This window comes from Sphingopyxis sp. CCNWLW2, assembly GCF_037095755.1.
GTDB lineage: Bacteria > Pseudomonadota > Alphaproteobacteria > Sphingomonadales > Sphingomonadaceae > Sphingopyxis.
In genome coordinates this window covers 335,554-358,687 of the sequence record NZ_JBAWKJ010000001.1, presented here as the reverse complement: position 1 = coordinate 358,687, position 23,134 = coordinate 335,554, and the positions used below count along the sequence as shown (strand labels likewise).

The 23,134-nt window shown below is 64.8% G+C and carries 14 protein-coding genes; 11 read left to right on the top strand and 3 right to left on the bottom strand.

Annotated features, from left to right (window positions below):
- Positions 1-29 precede the first annotated feature (29 nt).
- From V8J55_RS01530 to V8J55_RS01495, 8 genes are all read left to right on the top strand, one after another.
- Positions 30-1,979, top strand: a complete 1,950-nt coding sequence (locus V8J55_RS01530; protein ID WP_336444072.1) for a glycoside hydrolase family 2 protein — start codon at positions 30-32, stop codon at positions 1,977-1,979.
- A 295-nt stretch (positions 1,980-2,274) separates the two neighbouring features.
- Entirely contained in the window at positions 2,275-5,271 is a 2,997-nt protein-coding gene (locus tag V8J55_RS01525) for a TonB-dependent receptor (RefSeq protein WP_336445690.1), read from the top strand.
- Positions 5,272-5,383: 112 nt separating this feature from the next.
- Positions 5,384-6,457, top strand: a complete 1,074-nt coding sequence (locus V8J55_RS01520; protein ID WP_336444071.1) for a glycoside hydrolase family 43 protein — start codon at positions 5,384-5,386, stop codon at positions 6,455-6,457.
- Positions 6,458-6,474: 17 nt separating this feature from the next.
- Positions 6,475-8,796, top strand: a complete 2,322-nt coding sequence (locus V8J55_RS01515; RefSeq protein ID WP_336445689.1) for a GH92 family glycosyl hydrolase — start codon at positions 6,475-6,477, stop codon at positions 8,794-8,796.
- A gap of 14 nt (positions 8,797-8,810) precedes the next feature.
- A complete protein-coding gene (locus V8J55_RS01510) occupies positions 8,811-10,247 on the top strand; it encodes a glycoside hydrolase family 125 protein (RefSeq protein ID WP_336444070.1) in 1,437 nt (478 codons plus the stop codon).
- Positions 10,248-10,258: 11 nt separating this feature from the next.
- Positions 10,259-12,589, top strand: a complete 2,331-nt coding sequence (locus tag V8J55_RS01505; protein WP_336444069.1) for a GH92 family glycosyl hydrolase — start codon at positions 10,259-10,261, stop codon at positions 12,587-12,589.
- Positions 12,590-12,739: 150 nt separating this feature from the next.
- Positions 12,740-13,660, top strand: a complete 921-nt coding sequence (locus V8J55_RS01500; protein WP_336444068.1) for an ROK family protein — start codon at positions 12,740-12,742, stop codon at positions 13,658-13,660.
- Between the two features lie 113 nt (positions 13,661-13,773).
- On the top strand, positions 13,774-16,056 hold the full coding sequence (locus V8J55_RS01495) for a GH92 family glycosyl hydrolase (RefSeq protein WP_336445688.1): 2,283 nt from the start codon (positions 13,774-13,776) through the stop codon (positions 16,054-16,056).
- On the opposite strand, the gene V8J55_RS01490 is transcribed toward V8J55_RS01495, so the two are convergent.
- Complete coding sequence (locus tag V8J55_RS01490; RefSeq protein ID WP_336444067.1) at positions 16,053-17,642, bottom strand: Na+/H+ antiporter; 1,590 nt, start codon at positions 17,640-17,642, stop codon at positions 16,053-16,055. The two genes, V8J55_RS01495 and V8J55_RS01490, sit on opposite strands and share 4 nt — an antisense overlap.
- Positions 17,643-18,036: 394 nt before the next feature.
- Here V8J55_RS01490 and V8J55_RS01485 point away from each other — a divergent pair, with 394 nt between their 5' ends.
- From V8J55_RS01485 to V8J55_RS01475, 3 genes are all read left to right on the top strand, one after another.
- Entirely contained in the window at positions 18,037-18,813 is a 777-nt protein-coding gene (locus V8J55_RS01485) for an SDR family NAD(P)-dependent oxidoreductase (protein ID WP_336444066.1), read from the top strand.
- On the top strand, positions 18,810-19,598 hold the full coding sequence (locus V8J55_RS01480; RefSeq protein WP_336444065.1) for an enoyl-CoA hydratase/isomerase family protein: 789 nt from the start codon (positions 18,810-18,812) through the stop codon (positions 19,596-19,598). Before V8J55_RS01485 ends, V8J55_RS01480 begins: the two co-directional genes overlap by 4 nt.
- Positions 19,599-19,704: 106 nt before the next feature.
- Positions 19,705-21,546, top strand: a complete 1,842-nt coding sequence (locus V8J55_RS01475) for an arylsulfatase (protein ID WP_336444064.1) — start codon at positions 19,705-19,707, stop codon at positions 21,544-21,546.
- On the opposite strand, the gene V8J55_RS01470 is transcribed toward V8J55_RS01475, so the two are convergent.
- Both V8J55_RS01470 and V8J55_RS01465 read right to left on the bottom strand, forming a co-directional pair.
- Positions 21,466-22,404, bottom strand: a complete 939-nt coding sequence (locus tag V8J55_RS01470) for a formylglycine-generating enzyme family protein (protein ID WP_336444063.1) — start codon at positions 22,402-22,404, stop codon at positions 21,466-21,468. The two genes, V8J55_RS01475 and V8J55_RS01470, sit on opposite strands and share 81 nt — an antisense overlap.
- The gene (locus V8J55_RS01465; RefSeq protein WP_336444062.1) at positions 22,404-23,030 is read right to left on the bottom strand and encodes a TetR/AcrR family transcriptional regulator; all 627 of its coding nucleotides are present in this window, start codon (positions 23,028-23,030) and stop codon (positions 22,404-22,406) included. Before V8J55_RS01465 ends, V8J55_RS01470 begins: the two co-directional genes overlap by 1 nt.
- Between the last annotated feature and the right edge of the window lie 104 nt (positions 23,031-23,134).

The following is a 23,134-nucleotide window of genomic DNA, read 5'->3' as shown; positions in this document are numbered from 1 at the left end:
GCTCCCCTCATTCCAACAGGACAGATCCCATGCGCAAGTTTTTGATCACCGCTTCCCTTCTCGCTCTCGCACCGGTCGCGGCGTACGCGCAGACCGCCTCGCCGCCCGCGGAGGGCGCCGTCTACACCAGTGACCTGATGACGCGCTGGGGCAAGGAGGTGACCCCCGAAAACGCCTGGCGCCTTTACCCCCGCCCGCAGATGGTGCGCGAGCGCTGGGTCAATCTCAACGGCCTGTGGGACTATGCGATCGCGCCGAAGGCGGCCGAGCGTCCAGCGGCGATGGACGGCCAGATCCTCGTGCCGTTCCCCGTCGAATCGAAACTCTCGCGCGTCGCGCGCAAGGTCACGCCCGACGACCGCGTCTGGTATCGCCGCAGCTTCACCGTCCCGGCCGACTGGCGCGGCCAGAATGTCATGCTCAATTTCGGCGCGGTCGATTATGAAGCGACCGTGCGCGTCAACGGATCGGTCGTCGGATCGCACAAGGGCGGGTTCGATGCCTTCGGTTTCGACATCAGCCCCTATCTGAAAGCGGGCGCGAACGAGCTGATCGTCGAGGTGACCGACCCGACGAGCGCGGGCACGCAGCCGCGCGGCAAGCAGATCCTCGACCCCGCGGGCATCTGGTACACCGCGGTTAGCGGCATCTGGCAGACGGTGTGGATCGAGCCGGTTCCGAAGCTCCACATCGCCGAGGTGCGCGCGACCCCCGATATCGACCGCGGCACTGTCGACGTTGAGGTGGCGCTCTCGGGCTGGGCGAACGATACCGACGCGGTGCGCTTGACCGCGAGTGCGGGCGGCAAGCCGATCGCCTCGACGATCATCCGCGCCAACCGGCGCGCGACGCTCGCGGTGCCCAACGCGCATCTCTGGTCGCCCGACGATCCGCATCTCTACGACCTCAAGGCCGAACTGGTGACGATCGCCGATCCTTATGCGGGCGAAAAGGAGCGCGACCGCAAGGCCTATGACTCGCGCTTCACCGACCATGAAAGCCGCGTCTATGCGAAGGCGCGGGTCGAGGGCGCGCCGCGCGACAGCGTCGCCGCCTATTTCGCGATGCGCAAAGTGTCGATCGGGCCCGGCCGCGTCGCGGGGCAGCCCGCGATCCTGCTCAACAACAAGCCGCTGTTCCAGCACGGCACGCTCGATCAGGGCTGGTGGCCCGACGGGCTGTACACGCCGCCGTCCGAAGAGGCGATGAAGAGCGATATCGTCTTTTTGAAGAAGGCGGGGTTCAACATGCTGCGCAAGCATATCAAGGTCGAACCCGCGCGCTATTATCACGACGCCGACCGGCTCGGCATGCTGATCTGGCAGGACATGCCCTCGGGCGGCGGCGAGGATCAATATCTCGCCGGCACCAGCCAGTATCAGGCGATCTTCCCGTCGGAAACGCTCGCCGAGCAGCAGAAGCAATTGTCCGAAATGATCGGCGAGCTGCGTGCCTTCCCCTCGATCGTGACGTGGGTCGTCAACAATGAGGGGTGGGGTCAATATGATTCGGAAACGCTCGCACGCTTCGTGAAGGGACTCGATCCCTCGCGGCTCGTTAACGCCAATTCGGGCTGGGTCGACGTCGCGCCGGGTGTATCGGAAATGCTCGACATCCACACCTATGAGGATGTGCCGAGGACGCCGCCGCTACAGGCCAACCGCGCGATCGTGCTCGGCGAATATGGCGGGGTGGGTTTCCCCGTGCCGGGGCATATCTGGAAGCCGGGCAAGGGCAATTGGAGCTATCAGGTCGCGCAGGACGAGAAGGAATATCTCGTCCGCTTCCGCCGCAAGATGGAGGGCGTGATCCGGCAGGCGAAGGAGAATGGGCTCAGCGCTTCGGTCTACACCCAGACGACCGATGTCGAGGACGAGATCAACGGTCTTTTGACCTATGACCGCGCGGTGCCGAAGGCGTCGGCGGAGGCGCTGGCCGAGATCGCCGCGCCGCTGTGGACGACCCCGACTCCGGACTGACCGGCCTCGGGCGAAAGCGTGATGGCACCTGCCGTCCCCGGAGTCGGGGATGGCGGGCGCGGCGACCTGCGGCCGCGAGTCGATACCCACGCAAAACTGCGAAAAACTGTGCCTTTGTGACGGGTCTGTAACGATTCATCGCGTCCCGCCACCGGCTCGAAAAATTTATTTTGACAAATTGTTTTTTATATTCTGATAGAGGCTCAACGGGTCCGGGGATCCGCTGCTCGGCGACTCCGAAAGCGCCGAATAACGAGTGGGGGCGAACAGCCCCTCGAACAGGGAGGTCGATGTGATGAAGGCAGGACAAATCCATTCCGCGAAGACGGCGCGGCGCGCGGCGCTGGTGCGCGAACTGATGCTGGGTGCGGGCACGCTCGCGGCACTGTGCAGCGCCGGGCAGGCCTATGCGCAGGCAGCACCGGCGCCGCAGCCGCCTGCCGCTGAAGCGGCAGAGGCGCCGGGCGATGCGATCGTCGTCACCGGCTATCGCAAGTCGATCGAGCAGAGCCTCGAGCAGAAGCGCGAAGCGAACTCGCTGATCGAAGTGATCACCGCCGAGGATATCGGCAAATTTCCCGACAAGAACGTCGCCGACGCGCTGCAGCGCGTCCCCGGTGTCATCATCACGCGCGACGGCGGCGAGGGCAGCCGCGTCAGCATTCGCGGGCTGCAGGAAGGCCTCACGCTGACGCTGCTCAACGGCAATTTCATCGCCGGCGCCGACAGCGGCGATCCGTCGCGCTCGTTCAACTATGTCCTGCTGCCGTCGAACTTCATCGCCAGCACCGAAGTCTATAAGTCGGCCGAGGCGCGGCTCGAAGAGGGCGGCGTCGGCGGCACCGTGATCCTCAACACCCGCCGTCCGTTCGACCTGCCGGCCTGGTCGGGCTTCGTTTCGGCCGAAGGCACCTATTCGGACACGACCAAGAAGTTCGATCCGCAGATCGCCGGCCAAATTTCATGGAAAGATCCCGAGGAGCGGCTCGGCTTCCTCATTGGCGCGACCTATCAGGAACGGGCGAACCGCGAACTGCGCGGCTCGACGGAAACCTGGCGCTGGTGGAGCGACCGCGCCCCGAACGGCGACATCATCACCCCTGCGACCGACGTCAACGGCAATCCGTTCGAGAATGACGACGCGATTTCCTATTGGCCGGGCACCGGTGTGACGGGGCAGGACGGCAAGCATTATTCGGGCTATTGGGCGCCGCAGTCGGTCAATGCCGAAGTCTTTTCCCAGCAGCGCAAGCGCCTTGGCATCCAGGCGACCGCGCAGATGCGCCCGATCGAAAACCTGACCGTCACCGCCAATTATTTCCGCTTCGATTACAAGAGCAACTGGCAGAGCAATGTGCTGAAGATCCCCGAATGGGGTTATGGCAATTTCTTCACCGCGCCGACCTTTGATGAGAGTGGCACGATCTTCCAGTCGGCGAATTTCCAGGTGCCCGCCGCGGGAACCGGCTGCCTTACCCGGCCGACACCTTGCACGATGGAAACGCCGCAGCTCGCCGGGTCGTATAGCCGCGAAAAGCAGGTTTCGAACACGTTCGAGACCGAGGTCGCCTGGAATCAGGACAATTTCGACGCAGTGCTGAAATTCGGCAAGACGAAGGCGACGGGCGGTCCGTCGATGCGCTTCGGCGTCGCCGTGAAGCCGCGCCTGACGATCCCCGGGCAGGAGCAGAATGGCAACTTCCTGAGCGCGTGGGATTTCACCGGCGGCAATCTCAACATGGAATTCTCGCCCGAACTGCAGGAAAATATCAAGAACGGCATCGCGCAGATCGACGTCGGCTCGACGGGTTCGGGCTTCACCAACAGCGCGCTCTCGCAGCGTTATGCGCAGCTCGATCTCGTCCGCCGCTTCGACGGTTTCCTCAGCGCGTTCCGTGTCGGCGGCAAATGGCGCGAGATGAGCATCCATCGCGAAACCGGCCGTAACGAATGGTATGCCGATCCGGCGACCAAGCGGCGGTATCAGGATACGCCCGCGGGCGCGGTGGCACGGCCGGAATATTTCTATGACAAGCCGATCGGCAACATCGCCGGCGGGTTCAATGCAAGCTCGTTCCCGGGCATCAATTTCAGCAATTATCTCGACTATATCAACGACACCTATGGCCCCTCGGTGCGCGTGCCCGAACCGAACAACACCTATGACCTGAAGGAAAAGGTGTTCGCCGGCTATGTGCAGGCCGACTTCGCGACCGGCCCGCTGCGCGGCAACATCGGTGTCCGCGTCGCGCACACCAAGCAGTCGGGCCTGACGTCGGATCGTCTGCAATTCCTCAACGATTATTGCGTCGACGGTCCGGGCGGACCCTTCGATCCGAATGTGCCGCTCGCTCCCGACGGCAACTGCCAGGTACGGCCGCTCGCCGAACGCGAGGTGATCGTCAACACGCAGGTCGATCAGTCGAAGAGCTACACCGACTGGCTCCCCAGCCTGAACGTCGTCTATGAAGTCACCCCCGATATCGTCGTCCGCGGCGCGGTCGCCAAGGTGATTGCGCGCCCGTCGTTCAACGATCTCGGATCGCAGCGCTCGCTCACCTATCGTTCGGAAGCCTATGCCTTCGATCGCGGCCAGTTCGGCGAGTTCGAAGGCTGGTCGGGCAGCGGCGGCAACGCCGACCTTCAGCCCTTCTCGGCCTGGCAGTACGACCTTGGTGTCGAATGGTATTTCAAGCGCGGCTCGGTGCTCGGTGTCGGCCTGTTCCGTAAGGATGTGTCGGACTTCGTCGTTCCGCTCGTGCTCGACGTGACGCGCGAAGTGAATGGCGAGCAGGTGCTGATCCAGCCCTATTCGACCGTCGCCAACGGTTCGAACGCAAGGTCGCAGGGTGTTGAAGTCTACGCGCAGCATACCTTCGACTTCGGTCTCGGTGCGCAGGTGAATTTCACCTATAACGACACTTCGGTCGCCGACATCACGCTCGACGGCGAAACGGTCGGCAAGTCGGCGCTGGTCGGCAGCGCGAAGACGCAGGTCAACGCGTCGGTCTTCTACGAAACCGACAAATTCCTCGTCCGCGCTTCGTACAATCGTCGCGGCGAAAGGGTCGAAGGGCTCTCATCGGGCCTCAACATCTACACTGACCCCTATGAACAGGTCGACATCAACGCCTCGTACGAGCTGATGGACGGGCTGATGCTCACCGCTTCGGTCATCAACCTGACCAAGTCGGAAGAGCGCCAGCACCTTGGTAACGACACCAAGGACCGCTTCGTTCGCAGCAACTACTTCGGCCGCCGCGCTTACGTTGGCGTTTCGTACAAGTTCTGATGGGGCCCATACCCCAGCTCTCCCCCTTGGGTGGCTCCGCAAGGAGCCACCCACCTCTTTCCGGGCGAGCGGGTGTGATTATGATAATGAACGAAGCGGGGAGCGATGCAGGGTGCGTGTCGGATTGAAATCGCTGGTTTTTGGTGCGGCGCTGCTAATGGCGGGCACGGCCGCGGCAGAGAATCCGATCGTTCCCGGCTGGTACGCCGACCCCGAAATCCGTGTTTTCGGCGACCGCTACTGGATTTATCCGACCTATTCGGATCATGGCGAGACGCCGGATCTCTCGCAGCATTTCAACGAGCAGCAGAAGAAGCTGCGCGAACAGAAGACGGTCCGGCCGTCCTATCATTACCAGACCTTCTTCAACGTCTTTTCGTCGCCCGACCTCGTCCACTGGACGAAGCACAGCCACGCCCTCGACGTCGAGAATGTCGCCTGGGCCGCCTATGCCGTGTGGGCGCCGTCGGCGATCGAGAAAGACGGCAAATATTATCTCTTCTTCGGCGCCAACGACATCCAGTCGGATGACCAGCGCGGCGGCATCGGCGTCGCGGTCAGCGACCGCCCCGAGGGGCCGTTCAAGGACGCGATCGGCAAGCCGCTGATCGACGCCTTCCACAACGGCGCGCAGCCGATCGACCAGTTCGTCTTTCGCGACGATGATGGGCAGCATTATCTCTATTATGGCGGCTGGAAGCATTGCAACGTCGTCCGCCTCGGCGACGACCTGACCTCGATCGTGCCCTTCGCCGACGGCACGACCTATAAGGAAATCACGCCCCCCGGCTATGTCGAGGGCTCGTTCATGGTGAAGCGCAAGGGCGTCTATTATCTGATGTGGTCGGAGGGCGGCTGGACCGGTCCCGACTATTCGGTCGCCTATGCGATGGGGCCGTCGCCGACCGGGCCGTTCAAGCCGATGGGCAAGATACTCAGCCAGGATTTCAAGATCGCGCGCGGCGCGGGGCATCATTCGGTGGTCAATGTGCCCGGCACCGACGACTGGTATATCGCCTATCACCGCCGCCCGCTCGACCAGACGAGCGGCGAGCGCCGCCAGCTCGCGATCGACCGCATGATCTTCAACGCCGACGGCACGATCGCGCCGGTGAAAATGACAAACGAGGGCGTCGCAGCGCGTCCGCTGCCGGCACGAACGGCAAACAGGGGAGAGACGAAGTGAAGACGATCCGCAAGACGATGCTGGGCGCCGCGGCAAGCGCGCTCGTGCTGACCAGCGTCGGTGCGCCCGTCGCCCTCGCGCAATCGGCTGCGAACCAGACCGCGCTCGTCGATTACGTCAATCCGTTGATGGGCACCGATTCCAGCTATCGCCTGTCGTACGGCAACACCTATCCCGCGGTCGCGGTGCCCTTCGGCATGAACAGCTGGACTCCGGTGACGGGCGAGCCCGGCAGCGGCTGGGGCTATACCTACGACGGCGAGAAGATCAGCGGCATCAAGCAGACGCATCAGCCGAGCCCGTGGATGAACGATTATGCCGCCTTCGCGCTGATGGCCGAAACAGGGCCGGTGAAGGTCAAGCAGCAGGAACGCGGCAGCTGGTTCAGCCACAAGGCTGAGGTCGCGCGGCCCTATTCGTACAAAGTCTATCTCGCCGACTATGACGTGACCGCCGAGGTCGCGCCGACGACGCGCGCCGCGCAGTTCCGCTTCACCTTCCCCGAAAGCGATGACGCGCATATCCTGCTCGACGGTCTCGCGGGCGGATCGATGGTCAAGGTCGACGTCAAGAACCGCCGCATCACCGGCTATGTCCGCAACAACAACGGCGGCGTGCCCGACAATTTCCACAATTATTTCGTCGCCGAATTCGACCGCGACTTCACGCTCGCGCGCACCTGGGCGGGCGACAACGCGCCGACGAACGAACTCGCGCGCGAGGGCGATCATGTCGGCGCGGTGCTGAGCTTCAAGACGAAGAAGGGCGACAAGGTTCACGTCCGCGTCGCCTCGTCGTTCATCAGCCCCGAACAGGCGCTGCTGAACCTGCGCAGCGAAATCGGCAGCGACAGCTTCGACGCGACGCAGGCGAAGGCGAAGGCGGCGTGGGAGAAGGAACTCTCACGCATCCGCGTCACCGATCCCGACCCCGAAAAGGTCCGCACCTTCTATTCGTCGCTGTACCGGATGCTGCAATTCCCGCGCGTCTTCTATGAAACGGACGCGAACGGAAAGATCGTCCACTACAGCCCGTACGACGGCAAGGTGCACGATGGTTACATGTTCACCGACAATGGTTTCTGGGACACCTGGCGCGCGGTCTTCCCCTTCTTCGCGTTGATGTACCCCGACCTCGACAGCCAGATCATGCAGGGGCTGGTCAACACCTATAAGGAAGGCGGCTGGCTGCCCGAATGGGCGAGCCCCGGCTATCGCAACGTGATGATCGGGTCGAACTCGGCGAACCTGATCGCCGACGCTTATCACAACGGCGTGCGCGGCTTCGACGTCGAGACGCTGTACGAAGCGATGATCAAGAATGCGACGACGAGCGAGGGCCGCCCGAAGGACAAGGCGGGCAAGGTCATCGCCGCCGTCGGGCGCGAGGGCGCCGAATATTACAACCAGCTCGGCTATGTCCCCTATGACGTCGGCATCAACGAGAATGCCGCGCGCACGCTCGAATATGCGACCGCCGACTTCTCGATCGCGCAGCTCGCGAAAGCGCTCGGCAAGGACGCCGATGCCAAGAAATATCGCGAGCGCGCGCTGAACTACCAGAAGCTCTACGACAATCAGAGCGGCTGGATTCGTGGTCGCAATAAGGACGGCTCGTGGGTGACCCCGTTCAACCCGTATAAGTGGGGCGACGCCTTCACCGAGGGCAACGCGCTCCATTACAGCTGGGCGGTGATGCAGGATGTTCAGGGGTTGATGAACCTGATGGGCGGGCGGCAGAAATTCGTCGAGCGGCTCGATGCGATTTTCACCACTCCGCCGATCTTCGACGAAAGCTATTATGGGCAGGTGATCCACGAGATCCGCGAGATGCAGATCGTCGACATGGGTCAATATGCCCACGGCAATCAGCCGATCCAGCATATGCCCTATCTCTATAACTGGGCGGGTGCGCCGTGGAAGACGCAGCACCATGTGCGCGACATCATGGCGAAGCTCTATTCGTCGGCGCCCGACGGTTATCCGGGCGACGAGGATAATGGCCAGACCTCGGCCTGGTATGTCTTCTCGGCGCTCGGCTTCTACCCGGTCGCCTCGGCGACGGGCGAATATGCGATCGGCAGCCCGCTGTTCCAGAAGGCGGTGCTGACGATGCCGAACGGCAAGACGCTGACGATCAACGCCGCGAACAACAGCAATGCGAACGTCTATCTTCAGTCGGTGGCGCTCGGCGGGAAACCACAAACGAGGACCTATTTCACCCACGGCGCTTTGTCGCAGGGCGGGACGGTCGACTTCGTGATGGGCGCCAAGCCGAACAAGCAATGGGGCACCGCCCCCGCCGACGCGCCCTTCTCGATCAGCGCGCCCGCCAAGTGATTTCGGAGATGAACATGACCCAGAGCCGCCGCGAGATCATGGCCGGCGCCGGAGCGCTTGCGCTGGCGGCCGCGATGCCCGCCGCCGCACGCGCCGCCGGCGCCTTCGCCAGCAAGCGCCCCGCACCCGCGCAGCGCGCTTTCGCCAGCCCCGCGATCGAGGCCGAGATTTCGCGCGTGAAGGCGAAGATCGCCGACCCCGAGCTCGCCTGGCTGTTCGAGAATTGCTACCCGAACACGCTCGACACGACGGTGCAGACCGGCACGCTCGACGGCCGCCCCGACACCTTCGTCATCACCGGCGATATCGAGGCGATGTGGCTGCGCGACAGCTCGGCGCAGGTGCAGCCCTATATCCACCTCGTCGCCAAGGACGCGAAGCTCAAGCGGCTGTTTCAGGGGCTGATCCAGCGGCAGGCGCGCTGCATCCTGATCGATCCCTATGCCAATGCGTTCGACAAGGATCCGACGGCGCCGTCGAAACTCGAATGGTCGCAGACCGACAAGACCGAGATGAAGCCCGGCGTCGCCGAGCGGAAATGGGAAATCGACTCGCTCTGCTACGCGATGCGGCTGTCCCACGAATATTGGACGCGCACGAAGGACAAGGCGCCGTTCGACGACACATGGTCGCGCGCAATGAAGCTCGCGGTGGCGACCTTCCGCGAGCAACAGCGCAAGGACGGGCCGGGGCCATACAGCTTCCAGCGACCGGCGCTCCAACCCACCGACAGCCTGATGCTGAGTGGTTATGGCGCGCCGACGAAGAAGGTCGGGCTGATCCACTCGATGTTCCGCCCGTCGGACGATGCGTGTCTCTATCCCTTCCTGATCCCGTCGAATTTGTTCGCGGTGTCGGTGCTGCGCAAGATCGCGACCGTCCACCGCGAAGCGCGCGGCGACAATGCGGCGGCGACCGAAGCCGAGACGCTCGCCGCCGAGGTCGAGGCCGCGCTGAAGGCGCATGCGCTGATCGACGACGGCAAGGGCGGTCAGGTCTGGGCCTATGAAATCGACGGCTTCGGCAATTATGTCTTCATGGACGACGCCAATGTGCCGAGCCTGTCGGGGCTGCCGCTGATCGACGTCGTCGACCGGAAGGATCCGATCTTCCTGCGCACCGCGGCGCTCGCCTGGTCCGACCGCAATCCCTATTTCTTCAAGGGCGCGGCGGCCGAGGGCATCGGCGGGCCGCACATCGGGCTCGACATGATCTGGCCGATGTCGATCATTACCCGCGCGATGAACGCCGACGACGATGCGACGATCCTCCAGTGCCTGCGCTGGCTGAAAACGACGCACGGCGGCACCGGCTTTATGCACGAAAGCTTCCACAAGGACGATCCGAAGAACTTCACGCGCAGCTGGTTCGCGTGGGCGAACGCGCTGTTCGGCCAGCTGATCGTCGAGGTCGCCGACAAGCGCCCCGCGCTGCTGGCGCGGCCGCTGTGAGGAACGACATGATGATGAATACCAGCCGCCGCCAGCTTCTCGCCACCACGGGCCTGCTCGCGCTCGGCGGCGCGATCCCCGCCGGCTGCTCGCGCGCTGCGGGCGAGGCGCTCGCCATCGGTAAGCCGAACCTCTTCATCGGCACCGGCGGGCACGGCCACACCTTCCCCGGAGCCTCGCTGCCGTTCGGGATGGCGCAGCTCAGCCCCGATACGAACACGCATGGCTGGGATGCCTGCTCGGGCTATCATCAGAAAGATGGCTCTATCATGGGGTTCAGCCATACGCACCTCTCGGGCACCGGCATCGGCGACATGCTCGACATTCTCGTGGTGCCGACGCGGCGCGAACTGAAGCTCGAACCCGGCACGATCGAGAAACCCGGCGAGGGCTATCGCCAGCGCTATTCGGACGAACATGCCGAGCCCGGCTATTACCGCGTGAAGCTCGAGACCGGCGTGCTCGCCGAGCTCACCGTCACCGAACGCTGCGGGCTGCACCGCTATCGTTTCGGCCAGGGGCCGGGGCATATATTGATCGATTTCGCGCATGCGATCGAGGATGACTGGGACAAGGGTATTGTCGTCGAGGACGCGTCGCTCGACCTCGGCGATGACGGCATGCTGACCGGCGGGCGGCAGGTCAATCGCTGGGCCAAGGGCCGGCGCATCTATTTCGCGATGCAGATGTCGCGGAGGCCCGATCGCGTCCAGTTCTTCGGCGACGACGGCAAGCCCGCCCCCGACGGCGCGAAGTCGATCAAGGGCAACAAGCTCAAGGTCGCCTTCTTCTTCGACGACGCCGGCGGCCAGCCGATCCTGATCAAGACGGGGCTTTCGGCGGTCGACGTAAAGGGAGCGCGCGATGCGCTGGCGCAGGAAGTTCCCGCCTGGGATTTCGACGGCGCGGTGAAGGCCGCGCGCGGCAGCTGGGCGAAGGCGCTCGGCGGCATCCGCGTGTCGGGCGGCACCGAGGCGCAGCGCGTCATCATGGCGAGCGCGCTCTATCACGCGCAGCTCGCGCCGACGCTCTTCACCGATCGCGACGGGCGCTATGTCGGGCTCGACCGGCAGGCGCATCAGGCGGCGAAAGGGGAGGAGGCGTTCAGCACCTACTCGCTGTGGGACACTTATCGCGCACTCCATCCGCTACTGACTTTGATCGACCCCGACCGCGCCGCGCTCCTGACCCGCGACATCTGCCGCCAGACCGCGCAGAGCCCCGCCGGTCCGCTCGTCTGGCCGCTGCAGGGGGTCGAGACCGCGTGCATGATCGGGTGGCACGGCGTGTCGGTGCTCGCCGAGGCGCACGCCAAGGGGATCAAGGCCGATTATGCCGCCGCCTGGCCGAACATCCGCCGCCGCGCCTTCGACCGCGATTTCAAGGATATCGACAGCACGCTCGGCCGCAGCTTCTACTACGATCTCGGCTACATCCCGTGCGACGAGGTGTGGGAATCGGTCAGCCGGACGCAGGAATATGCCTATGACGACTGGGCGATGGCGCATCTCGCCGATGCGGTCGGCGCCAAGGACGACGCCGCGGCGCTGCGCAAGCGCGCGTCGAACTACCGCGGCGTCATCGATCCCGAAACCCGCTTCGCGCGCCCGCGCTTCAAGGACGGCAGCTGGTGGAAGGATTATGACCCGGTCCAGATCGGTCATAATGTCAAGAAATGGCGCGACTATACTGAGGCGAACGGCTGGCAGGCGACCTTCCTCAACCAGCATGACATTTACGGCCTGATCGATCATTTCGGCGGCGACGCGGCGTTCGAAAAGCAGCTCGATGCGCTGTTCAACGCGCCCTCGACCTTGCCCGACAATGCGCCGCCCGACATCTCGGGGCTCGTCGGCCAATATGCGCACGGCAACGAGCCGAACCATCATGTCGCGTACATGTACGCCTATTGCGGCGCGCCCGCGAAGACGCAGGCGATGATCCGGCGCCTGCTCGTCGAAATGTACAAGAACGACCCCGATGGCGTGATCGGCAACGACGATTGCGGGCAGATGAGCGCGTGGTTCATCCTCTCGGCATTGGGCTTCTACCCCGTCGATCCGGTGAGCGCGATTTACGTCTTCGGATCGCCGCTGTTCGACGTCGCTGAGGTGACGGTGGGCGCGGGCAAGACGCTGACCGTCCGCGCCGAGGGTAATGCTCCCGACCGGCCCTATGTCCAGTCGGTCACCTGGAACGGCAAGCCGTGGAGCAAGAACTGGATCGCGCACGCCGACCTCATCGGCGGCGGCGAGCTTGTTTTCGAGATGGGCGCCAAGCCGTCAGAGTTCGGCACCGCCAAGGCCGACCGCCCGCCTTCCTTCGGTTCCGCCCCCGCATGAAGCAAAGTGGCGATAAGTTTTTGGTAGCGAAAAGAAAATGATAAGAACGGAATGCGTTGTGAAATCTCTCCAAATCCCGACACGTTCGGCCTTGCGCTGCGGCCCGGCACCCTTCAGAAACCTCAGCGATCGAGCGAAGGGGTGGCGCTGATGGATGGTCCCGCAAAAGACCGCGGTGAAGCGCGCCTGTTCGCCGGCGTCGAGCTCGGCGGCACCAAATGCATCGTCACGCTCGCCGCGGGGCCGGGCGACATTCGCGACCAGCGGACGATCGCGACCACCGTGCCATGGGAAACGCTGCCCGCGATCAAGGCGGTGCTCGACGAGTGGGCCGGGTCGCATGGTTTCTGCGGCCTCGGCATCGCATCCTTCGGCCCGATCCGGGTCAATCCGGCCAAGGCCGATTATGGCCAGATCGGTGCGACGAACAAACCCAATTGGGAGGGCGCCGACCTGCTCGGGCCGCTGCGATCGGCGTTCGACGTTCCGATCGGGTTCGACACCGACGTCAACGGTGCGGCGCTCGCCGAAATTCGCTGGGGCAGCGGGCGCGGTCTCGACGATTTCGCTTACGTCACTGTCGGCACCGGCGTCGGTGTCGGGTTGATCGTCCATGGCAAACCGACGCGCGGCTTCAGCCACAGCGAGATCGGCCATGTCCTGGTGCCGCGCCTGAAGGGTGACGAGGCGCCAAGCGTGTGCCGCTTCCATGACGATTGCGTCGAAGGGCTCGCCTCGGGCACTGCATTGAATGCGCGGCTGAACGGGCGGCCGATGGCGGACGTTGCGGCCGACGACCCGGTCTGGGAACCGATCGTGCACACGCTTGCATCGATGGTTCATTCGCTCGCCTGCACGACTGGCCCGATGCGCGTTGCGATGGGCGGCGGCGTGCTTGCCGGCCAGCCGCAATTGCTTCCCCGGATTAACGCGAAGCTCGAAGCGAGCCTCTCGGGCTATATTCAGATTCCGGGCGACGGTGCTTATGTCACCGCACCCGAACTCGGGACGATGGCGGGACCGCTCGGTGCGATCGCGCTGGCGATGGACGCGGTGGGCGCGCCCGCATGAGCAGCGACGGCGGCGTAGCGATATCTGGCCTTTCGCCGTTGGACAGCGCGCCCGCCCGGCGGCACAAGGGCGCGATGAAACGCCTGTCCGCCGCTGCCGCGCTGCTCGCGCTTATGCCGATCCAGTCCTTCGCCGAGCAGCCGGCACCCGATCCGCTGAGCTTCGTCGACCCGATGATTGGCACCGGCCCCGAGGGTCACACCTTCCCCGGCGCGACCGCGCCTTTCGGCATGGTCCAGCTGTCGCCCGACACCGACGCGACGTGCCAGATCCGCGACTGCTACGATCATGCTGCGGGGTACAGCTACAACGACCCGACGATTCAGGGGTTCAGCCACACGCATTTCTCGGGCGCGGGCCATTCGGACCTCGGCGACATTCTCGTCATGCCGCAGGTGGGTGCGGTCAAGCTCGATCCGGGCGATCCCAAACAGCCCGGTTCGGGCTATCGCCAGCGCTTCAGCCACGACACCGAAAAGGCGAGCCCCGGCTATTATGCCGTCACGCTCGCCGACAGCGGCATCCGCGCCGAACTCACCGCGGGCACGCGCGTCGGGGTCCATCGCTACAGCTTTCCAAAGGGCAAGGACGCGCACCTGCTGCTCGACCTCCGCTCATCGCTCTATGATTATCCGGGCAAGATCCTCTGGTCGGGGCTGCACCTGCGTCCCGACGGCACGCTCACCGGTTTCCGCGAGACGCGCGGCTGGGCGCCCGGGCGCAAGCTCTTCTTCGCGATGCGTTTCTCGGCGCCGCTCAAGTCCCATGCCTTCCTCGATCGCGACGAGAAGATTCCCTACAAGGGGTTCCAGGCGCCGGGCCGCGGCAGCGATGCGCTCGCCGAAAAGCTCGGCAAGGCGCTCGAAGCGCGGCTCGATTTCGGTGAGCTCGGTGGCCCGCTCGAAGTCCGCGTTGCGCTCTCCGGGGTCGACGAGGCGGGCGCTGTCGCCAATCTCGATGCCGAAAGTGCCGACTTCGATACCGTTCGTGCGCGTACCGAAGGCGAATGGCGCAAAGCGCTCGGCGCGCTCGAAATCGAAGCGCCCGCGCCGATGCGCACCAACCTCTACACCGCGCTCTATCACAGCCTGCTCGCGCCGAGCGTGTGGAGCGACGTCGACGGGCGCTATCGCGGCCCCGACGATCAGGTCCACGCCGCGAAGGATTTCACCTTCCGCTCGACCTTTTCGCTGTGGGACACGTTCCGCGCGCAGCATCCTTTGCTGACGCTCGTCCAGCCCGGCGAAACCAACAGCGACATCGTCAAATCGCTCGTCGCGAGCCGCAAGCACAGCCCGCACGGCATCCTGCCCGTCTGGCAGTTCCACGGCCGCGAGACATGGACGATGATCGGCTATCACGCGGTCCCGGTGATCGCCGACGCCTATATGAAGGGTGTGGGCGATTTCGACGCGAACGAGGCGCTCGACGCGATGGTCGCGAGCGCCGAATACGCCCCCTATGGCGGGCTCGGCGACTATATCAAGCTCGGCTATGTCGCGATCGACCGCGAGCCCGAGGCGGCGTCGAAGACGGTCGAATATGCCTATGACGACTGGACGATCGCGCGGATGGCGGAGAAGATGGGGCGGAAGGATATCGCCGACCGCTTCTACAAACGTGCCGGTTACTGGCGGAACAGCTTCGACGCCAAGACCGGCTGGCTGCGCGCGCGCAAGGCCGACGGCAGCTTCCGCACCCCCTTCGATCCGACCGCGATCAACTATGGTTCGGACTATACCGAGGGCAACGCCTGGCAATATAGCTGGTTTGTGCCGCAGGATCAGGCCGCGCTCTTCCGCATCCTCGGCGGCGACGCGAAGACAATCGCCAAGCTCGACGCAATGTTCGATTATGACGTGTCAAAGCTCGACTACAGCCATGCCGAGGATATTGCCGGGCTGATCGGCCAATATATCCACGGCAACGAGCCGAGCCACCATGTCGCCTATCTCTATGCCTATGCCGGCGCGCCGTGGCGGACGCAGGAGCGGCTGAAGCAGATCGTCGACAGCCAGTATAAGCCGACTCCCGACGGGCTCTCGGGTAACGACGACCTTGGCCAGATGTCGGCGTGGCTCGTCTTTACCGGGCTCGGTTTCTACCCGGTCGCGCCGGGGTCGAACCAATATGTGATCGGCCGGCCCTTCGTTGACCGTGCGGTGCTGAACCTGCCCGGCGGCAAGCGCTTCACCGTCGAGACGGCGGGGCTGTCCGATGCGAACCGCTATGTCGGCAAGGTCGAACTCAACGGCAAGCCGCTGACGCGCAGCTGGATTTCGGACGCCGAAATCCGCAGCGGCGGCACGCTGCGCTTCACGATGCAGGCCAAGCCCGACACCGCATGGGGCAAGGCGTCGGGCGCGCGGCCCTATTCGCAGTCGACCGCGCGCTAGGCCTGTTCGCCGAACTGCAAGGTCATCGCCAGTTCCTCGACGTCGAGGTCGCGTTCGAGTTCGTGAAGAACCTCATCCTCGATCAGGCCGGCGCGGTGAATGCGAAGCAACTCGGCGCGCCCGGCGGCGATCGCCTGGAGCAGCACGTCGAAATGCGATCGTAACCCGTCCATCGCGGTGCTCGCATCGGCCTCGTAACGCTCCATGAAGTTCATCCGCTTGCGATGTTCCTCGAGCATCATCGGATGGATCAGCGTCCCATTCTCGTCATAAGCGAGCCGTTCGATGACCGCGAACCGCGCGCGCGCCATCGCGGCTTCGGCGGCGGGCAGCGCCATTTTGGCGGGCGGATCGGTGTCGACGGGTTTGACCGCGCGGATGACCATACCGAGGCTCGACCCCTGCGCGACGACGGTCACGAAGATCACCGCGAAGGCGCAGATCAGCATCAGGTCGCGGCCGGGCATGTCGATGGGAAGGGTCAGCGGCACCGCCAGCGTCACGACGCCGCGCATCCCCGCCCAACTCAGCACCGTCGCCTGTCGCCAGCCGAGCGGGCGCGCGCGTTCCAGTCCGACCTTGCGGGCGATTCCCAGAAGTGCCTCCGATCCGAAAATCCAGACGAAGCGCGCGATGGTCACGGTGATCACGACCGCGGCGATCACGATGGTCCACGACAGCGGCATCGCCTCGATCCCACCGATCCGTTCGATCGCGCCGCGCAGCGAAAAGCCGATCAGGATGAAGACGAGCGCTTCGAGCACGAACACCATGATGAACCACCCCGAATTGGCGCGGAGGCGGACGTCGGCGGACAAGATCTCATGCTGATACCAGCCCATCGCAAGGCCCGCGGTGACGGTCGCGATGACGCCTGACACATGCACGGCTTCGCCGGCGATATAGGCGGCCCAGCAGAGCAGGATGGTGATCAGCATGACGAGCATGCGGTCCTGAAGGCGCTTGGCGAGGAAAATCCACCCCGCGGCGACCAGCGCGCCGACGATCACCCCGCCGATCGCGACAAAGGCAAAGCTCTGGATCGCTTCGCCGGTGTGGAACACCCCGCTGAGCGTCGCGGCGACGGCGAAGCGGAAGAGGATCAGGCCGGTCGCGTCGTTGAGCAGGCTTTCGCCTTCGAGCAAGGCTTCGAGCCGGCGCGGCAGATGGACGCCCTTCAGCACCGCGCGCGCCGACACCGCGTCGGGCGGCGAAACGATCGCGCCAAGCGCGAAGCAGGCCGCCCAGGGCAGGTCGGGAAGGATCATGTGCACGACCACGCCGACGACGAGCGTCGTGAACACCACCGCGCCGACGGCCAGTGACAGGATGCCGGGAAGGTGACGGCGAAACCGGCCGAGCGCGGTAAAATAGGCGCCGTCCATGAGCAGCGGCGGCAGGAAGAGCACGAGCGCGAGTTCGGGGTCGAGCGAGATCGCCGGCAGCCCCGGAATGAAGGCGAGCGCGCCGCCACCGACGAGGAGCGCGGTCGCGGGCGGCCAGCGCAGTTTCAGCGCCAGCCAGTGCAGTCCGATGACGAGCGCGAGCAGGGCGAGGACGAGTTCGAAGGTTTCGACGGCGTGCATTGGCTCAGGTCCGATCCATGGCGTCGCCGAACGGTGCTGACATATGGAGGCCCCTTGTTTCGTCCAATTTGACGAGGCCATTTGTGGCGGTGTTTGCCATCGCGATCAATGCTGGAGATCGGGCAAACGCAGAGCCTGGCTGCTTTGCGATCGGGGCTGCTCATCGGAGCAAGCCATGCCGGGCCGCAGAACGCAAAAGGAGGAACCTTTATCCCCCGCCCGCCGCGCTCGGCAGCCGCGACGGGGGATGAGGTTTGGTGTGCACAAGAGAACATTAGGAGAACAAAATATGTTCGTCAATAGGTTTCTTGCGGTTTTCTGGCGAGCATGTCCATCCAGTTGACGTGAACGTCAATCAGGGTCAATGCATAGCAAACGAAGGAAAGGAAGTATGATGGCGGAGCAACCGAAATTCGACCTCACGGGACGCGTGGCGCTGGTGACGGGGGCGTCTTCGGGCCTCGGCGCCGGCTTTGCCAGGGCGCTGGCGGCGGCGGGCGCGAAGGTCGTGCTCGCCGCGCGGCGCGCCGACAAGCTCGCCGAACAGGTCGCGGCGATCGAGGCGGCGGGCGGGCAGGCGATTGCCGTCAGCATGGACGTCACCGACGAGGCGTCGACGATTGCTGCCTATGACGCTGCCGAGGCGGCGTTCGGCACCGTCGACACGATCGTCGCCAACGCCGGGGTCGCGACCGAGAAGATGGCGATGAGCCTGTCGGTCGCCGAGGTCGACTTTCTGCTCGCGGCCAATGTCCGCGGCGTCTTCCTGACCGCGAACGAGGGCGCCAAGCGGCTCGACAAGGCGGGCAGCCGCGAGAAGCAGCATGGCCGGATTGTCCTGATCGGCTCGATCACCGCCGAGAAGGTTTTTCCCGCGACCTCGGTCTATGGCGCGACCAAGGCGGCGGTGCGCCACCTCGGCAAAGCGCTCGCGCGCGAATGGGCGCGGCGCGGGATCAGCGTCAATGTGATCCAGCCCGGCTATTTCGAATCCGAAATGACCGCCGAATTGTTCGAGGGCGACGTCGGCGCCGCGATGGTGAAGAGCTTCCCGCGTCAGCGCATGCGCCCGCCGAGCGACCTCCACGCGCCGCTCCTCCTCCTCTGTTCCGACGCCGCGCTGGGCATCACGGGCAGCGTGATCACCGTCGACGACGGACAGACATTATGACCGAGCTGCTGGTCGAGGCGTGCGGCGCGGTCGAGATCGCGACGCTCAACCGCCCCGATCGCCTCAATGCGCTCAACGAGGCGCTGGTCGACGAACTCAATGCCTATTTCGGCGGGCTTGCCGAGCGCCCTGACGTTCGTGTCGTCATCCTGCGCGGTGCCGGGCGCGGTTTCTGCGCCGGGCTCGACATTCAGGAGGACCGGACGAGCGACGAGACCCCGGTGCTCCGCACGCTGCGCACCCAGACGCGCATCGGCAATATCTATCGCAAGATGCGCGCCTGCCCGCAGCCGATCATCGCGCTCGGTCACGGCGCCGCGGCCGGCGGCGGGCTGTCGCTGTTGCTCGCATCCGACGTGCGTTATGCCGCGCCGTCGTTTCGCTGCAACGCCGCCTATATCCGCATCGGTCTTGGCGGGTGCGATATGGCGTCGAGCTATTTCCTCCCACGCCTCGTGGGCGCGAGCCTCGCGTCGGAGATGATCCTGACCGGCCGCTTCATCGATGCCGAACGTGCACTGCGCGCGGGCCTCGTCAGCGAGATCGTCGAGGAAGCGGCATTGCTCGACCGCGGCCTCACGCTGGCCGACGAGATGCTGGCGACGTCGCCCTATGGCCTCCGCCTCTCGAAACAGGCGCTGAACCTCAACATCGACGCGCCGAGTCTTGACGCCGCGATGGCGATCGAGGACCGTCAGCAGGTGATCCTTTCGGCGACCGAAGACCATCGCGAAGCGCTCGCCGCCTTCCTCGAAAAGCGCGCGCCCGAGTATCGCGAACGATAGGGTTACCGGCCCATTATCGCCCCCATTGACTCGGCGATATATTGACATAGTAAGTGCCATATCCCGAGGGGGTGGGAGTGATGGCAGTGCGCAGGAGGACCACTAAATGCCGGGTCGCTTAGGCGGGTCCCGGCGTGCTGCCATCATCATTATCGGCGCCCTGATCGCGATAGCGCCCGCGCAGGCGCAGCGCGCTCCATCGGCGCCAAAGCATCCCAATATCGTGATCCTGCTCGCCGACGACTGGGGCTTTTCGGACGTTGGTTCCTTCGGTTCCGAAATCGCGACGCCGAACATCGATGCACTGGCAAAAGCGGGGATGCGCTTCTCGAACTTCCATGTCGCGGGATCGTGCTCGCCGACGCGCGCGATGCTCCAGACGGGGGTGATGAATCACCGGAATGGGCTCGGCAACATGCCCGAGACGATCCCCGACGCACATCGCGGCAAGCCCGGTTACGACACGGTGATGAACCTGCGCGTCGTGACGATCGCGCAGCTTCTGAAGGCGGCGGGCTACCGCACCTATCTCACCGGCAAATGGCATCTTGGCAGCGATGCCAAGCGCCTGCCGCACGCACGCGGCTATGACCGCGCCTACAGCCTCGCCGATGCCGGCGCCGACAATTTCGAACAGCGCCCGATCGAGGGCATGTACGACAGCGCCGCGTGGACCGAGAATGGCAGGCCCGCGACCTTGCCGAAGGATTATTATTCGTCGCATTTCGTCGTGCAGCGGATGATCGATTATATCGAGGCGGGCCGCAAAAGCGGCAAACCCTTCCTCGCGTCGATCAACTTCCTCGCCAATCATATCCCCATCCAGGCGCCCGATAGCGACATCGCGCTCTATTCGGCTATGTACAGGGACGGCTGGACCGCGCTCCGCGCCGCACGGGCGAAGCGCGCGGCAGCGCTCGGCATCGTTCCTGCGGGCGTGCCGATCGTGACGATGGCGACGACGCCTGACTGGAAGAAACTCGACGCCGATGAGCGCGCCGCCGCGGTGCGCGTGATGCAGGCCTATGGCGGCATGGCGACCGCGATGGACCGCGAGGTCGGCCGCCTCGTCGCGCACCTCAAAGCCACGGGCGACTATGAGAACACGATCTTCGTCTTCCTTTCGGATAATGGCGCCGAGCCGACCAATCCGTTCGGCAGCCTGCGCAACCGCCTGTACCTCGATATGCAATACGACCTCGCGACCGCGAACATCGGCCGGCGTGGCAGCTTTGCCGCGATCGGGCCGGGCTGGGCGAGCGCCGCGGCGTCGCCCCTGTCGGGGTACAAGTTCAGCGCCACCGAAGGCGGGCTGCGCGTTCCGCTGATCATCGCATGGCCGGGCCATGCGGATATCCGCGCGGGCGGCATCAGCAATGGCCTCGCGCATGTCACCGACATCTTGCCGACGCTGACCGAGCTTGCCGGCGTGCCCGGTCATGGCGGAAGCTGGCAGGGTAAGGCGGTCGAGCCCGTGACCGGGCGGAGCCTTGTCCCGATGCTGAAAGGACAGCCGGGCAGCGTCCATGGCGAGGCGCCGCTCGGTTACGAATTGTCGGGCAATGCCGCCTTGTTTCGTGGCGATTACAAGCTGGTGCGCAATCTCGCGCCGACCGGAGACGGCAAATGGCGCCTGTTCAATCTCAAGGTGGATCCCGGCGAAACGCGCGACCTGGTCGCGGCCGAGCCCGACCGCTTCGCCGCGATGATCGCCGATTACCGCGCCTATGCGAAAGCGAACGGCGTGCTCGACATGCCCGCGGGTTACACCGCCGACGAACAGATCAACGCCTATGCCTTCGAACAGCAGGGCAAGCCGCGGCTGATCCGCCTCGGCCTGTGGGTCGGCGCGATCGCCCTCCTGCTGTCAGTCCTCGTCTGGGGTCTTCGCCGTCGGCGCCGGGCGCGCCGTGTCGATCAGGCGAAACCCGATATGGTCGGTGCCTAGGCTGCGTTCCTGAAACTGGCGCGCCGCCGGGCGGTAACGTGCGCAATAATTGGCGGCGCAGAGGAAACTGCCGCCCTTGATCACATTGCTCTCGCCGCCCGCCTTGTTCGTCGTCCATTCCCACACATTGCCGATGAGGTCGTGGACGCCATGTCGGTCGGCGGGGAAGCAGGCGGCCGGCGCGCGACCGGTAAAGCCGTCGGTGCCGACGTCGCGCGCCGGAAAGGCGCCCTGATAATAATTGGCCAGCGGCTTGCCCGCCTTGTCGACCGGGACATTGCGGTCGGCCCCGCCGGTCGCCGCGGCCAGCTCCCATTGCTCCTCGCTCGGCAGCGCCTTGCCCTTCCATTTGGCATAGGCGAGCGCATCGTCATAACCGATCTGCACCACCGGCTCGCGGCCGCGTCCGTCGATATTCGTCTTGGGACCTGCCGGATGCCGCCACTCGGCGCCGACGACCCAGCGCCACCAGTTCGGATTGCCGTCGGTCGGCGCGGTGAACACCGCCGAGCCCGGGATCAGCATATCGGGCGGCGCGCCGGGCAGCTTCGGCGGGTCCTGCTCGGCGAGCGTCTTGTACCCGGTAGCCTTCACGAATTCGGCGAATTCGGCGTTGGTGACCTCGTGCGTCGACATCCAGAAGCCCGCGACGGTCGCGTCGCGCGCCGGGCCTTCCTCGGGCAGGTGCGCGTCGGCGCCCATCGCGAAGGTTGCACCCGGAATCCACACATAATCCTCTGCGGGCATCGCCGGACATTCGGGCGCCTTCGCTTCGGCAAGTGGCGCATCCTTCGCCTCGCCGCACGCCGCGAGCGCGCCGAGCATTGCGAGCGACAACAGGACCGAAGCTTCGCGCATCAATCTTCTTCGACGATCGTGGTCATCACCGCTTCGACCATCTGCCCCATCACCGTCCCGGCCTCTTCGGCCGACAGGCTCTGGTCGTGGCGCAGCGTGCGCCAGGTCTGGAAGGACAGCGCGGCGCACAAAGCCTCGACGCCGATCCGGTCGGCGCGGACCGAAGCGGGGAGCAGGCGGACGATCAGCTCGCGCTCGAGCATCACGACGCGGCTATACTGCCCCATCAGGAAGGGCGACTGGTAACGCTTGATGTTGGCGGCGAGGCGGAAGGGTAGCGTCGCCTCGAACACGTCGACCCGCCGGCGGACGAGTTCCCCAATATTGGCGCGCCACGGCTGGTCGGGATAGGGCGCCACGACGATCGGCATCACGCGCTCGGTGATCGTCGCCGTGATCTCGGCATAAAGCGCGTCCATATCGTCGAAATGGCGGAACACGGTACGGAGGCCAATGCCGGCTTCCTCGGCGACGCGCGCCGCGCTCGGAGACAGGTCGCCCGCGACGATCAGCTCCATCATCGCCTCGACGATGCGCTTGTGGCTCGACCGCCCGCGTTCGCGGCGGCCGTCGACCCGGCCGGGCTCGATCTTTGGCGCGTCTATCTTCTTCACCCCTGTCGTCATGACCTTCCTGCTGGCCCGGCTTGGCGCCCGGGTCAAACAATCTTGCGTATCGGCCAATATAGTGACACATATAGTGTCAATAGTTTTGGAGCAAGCCGAGCGCA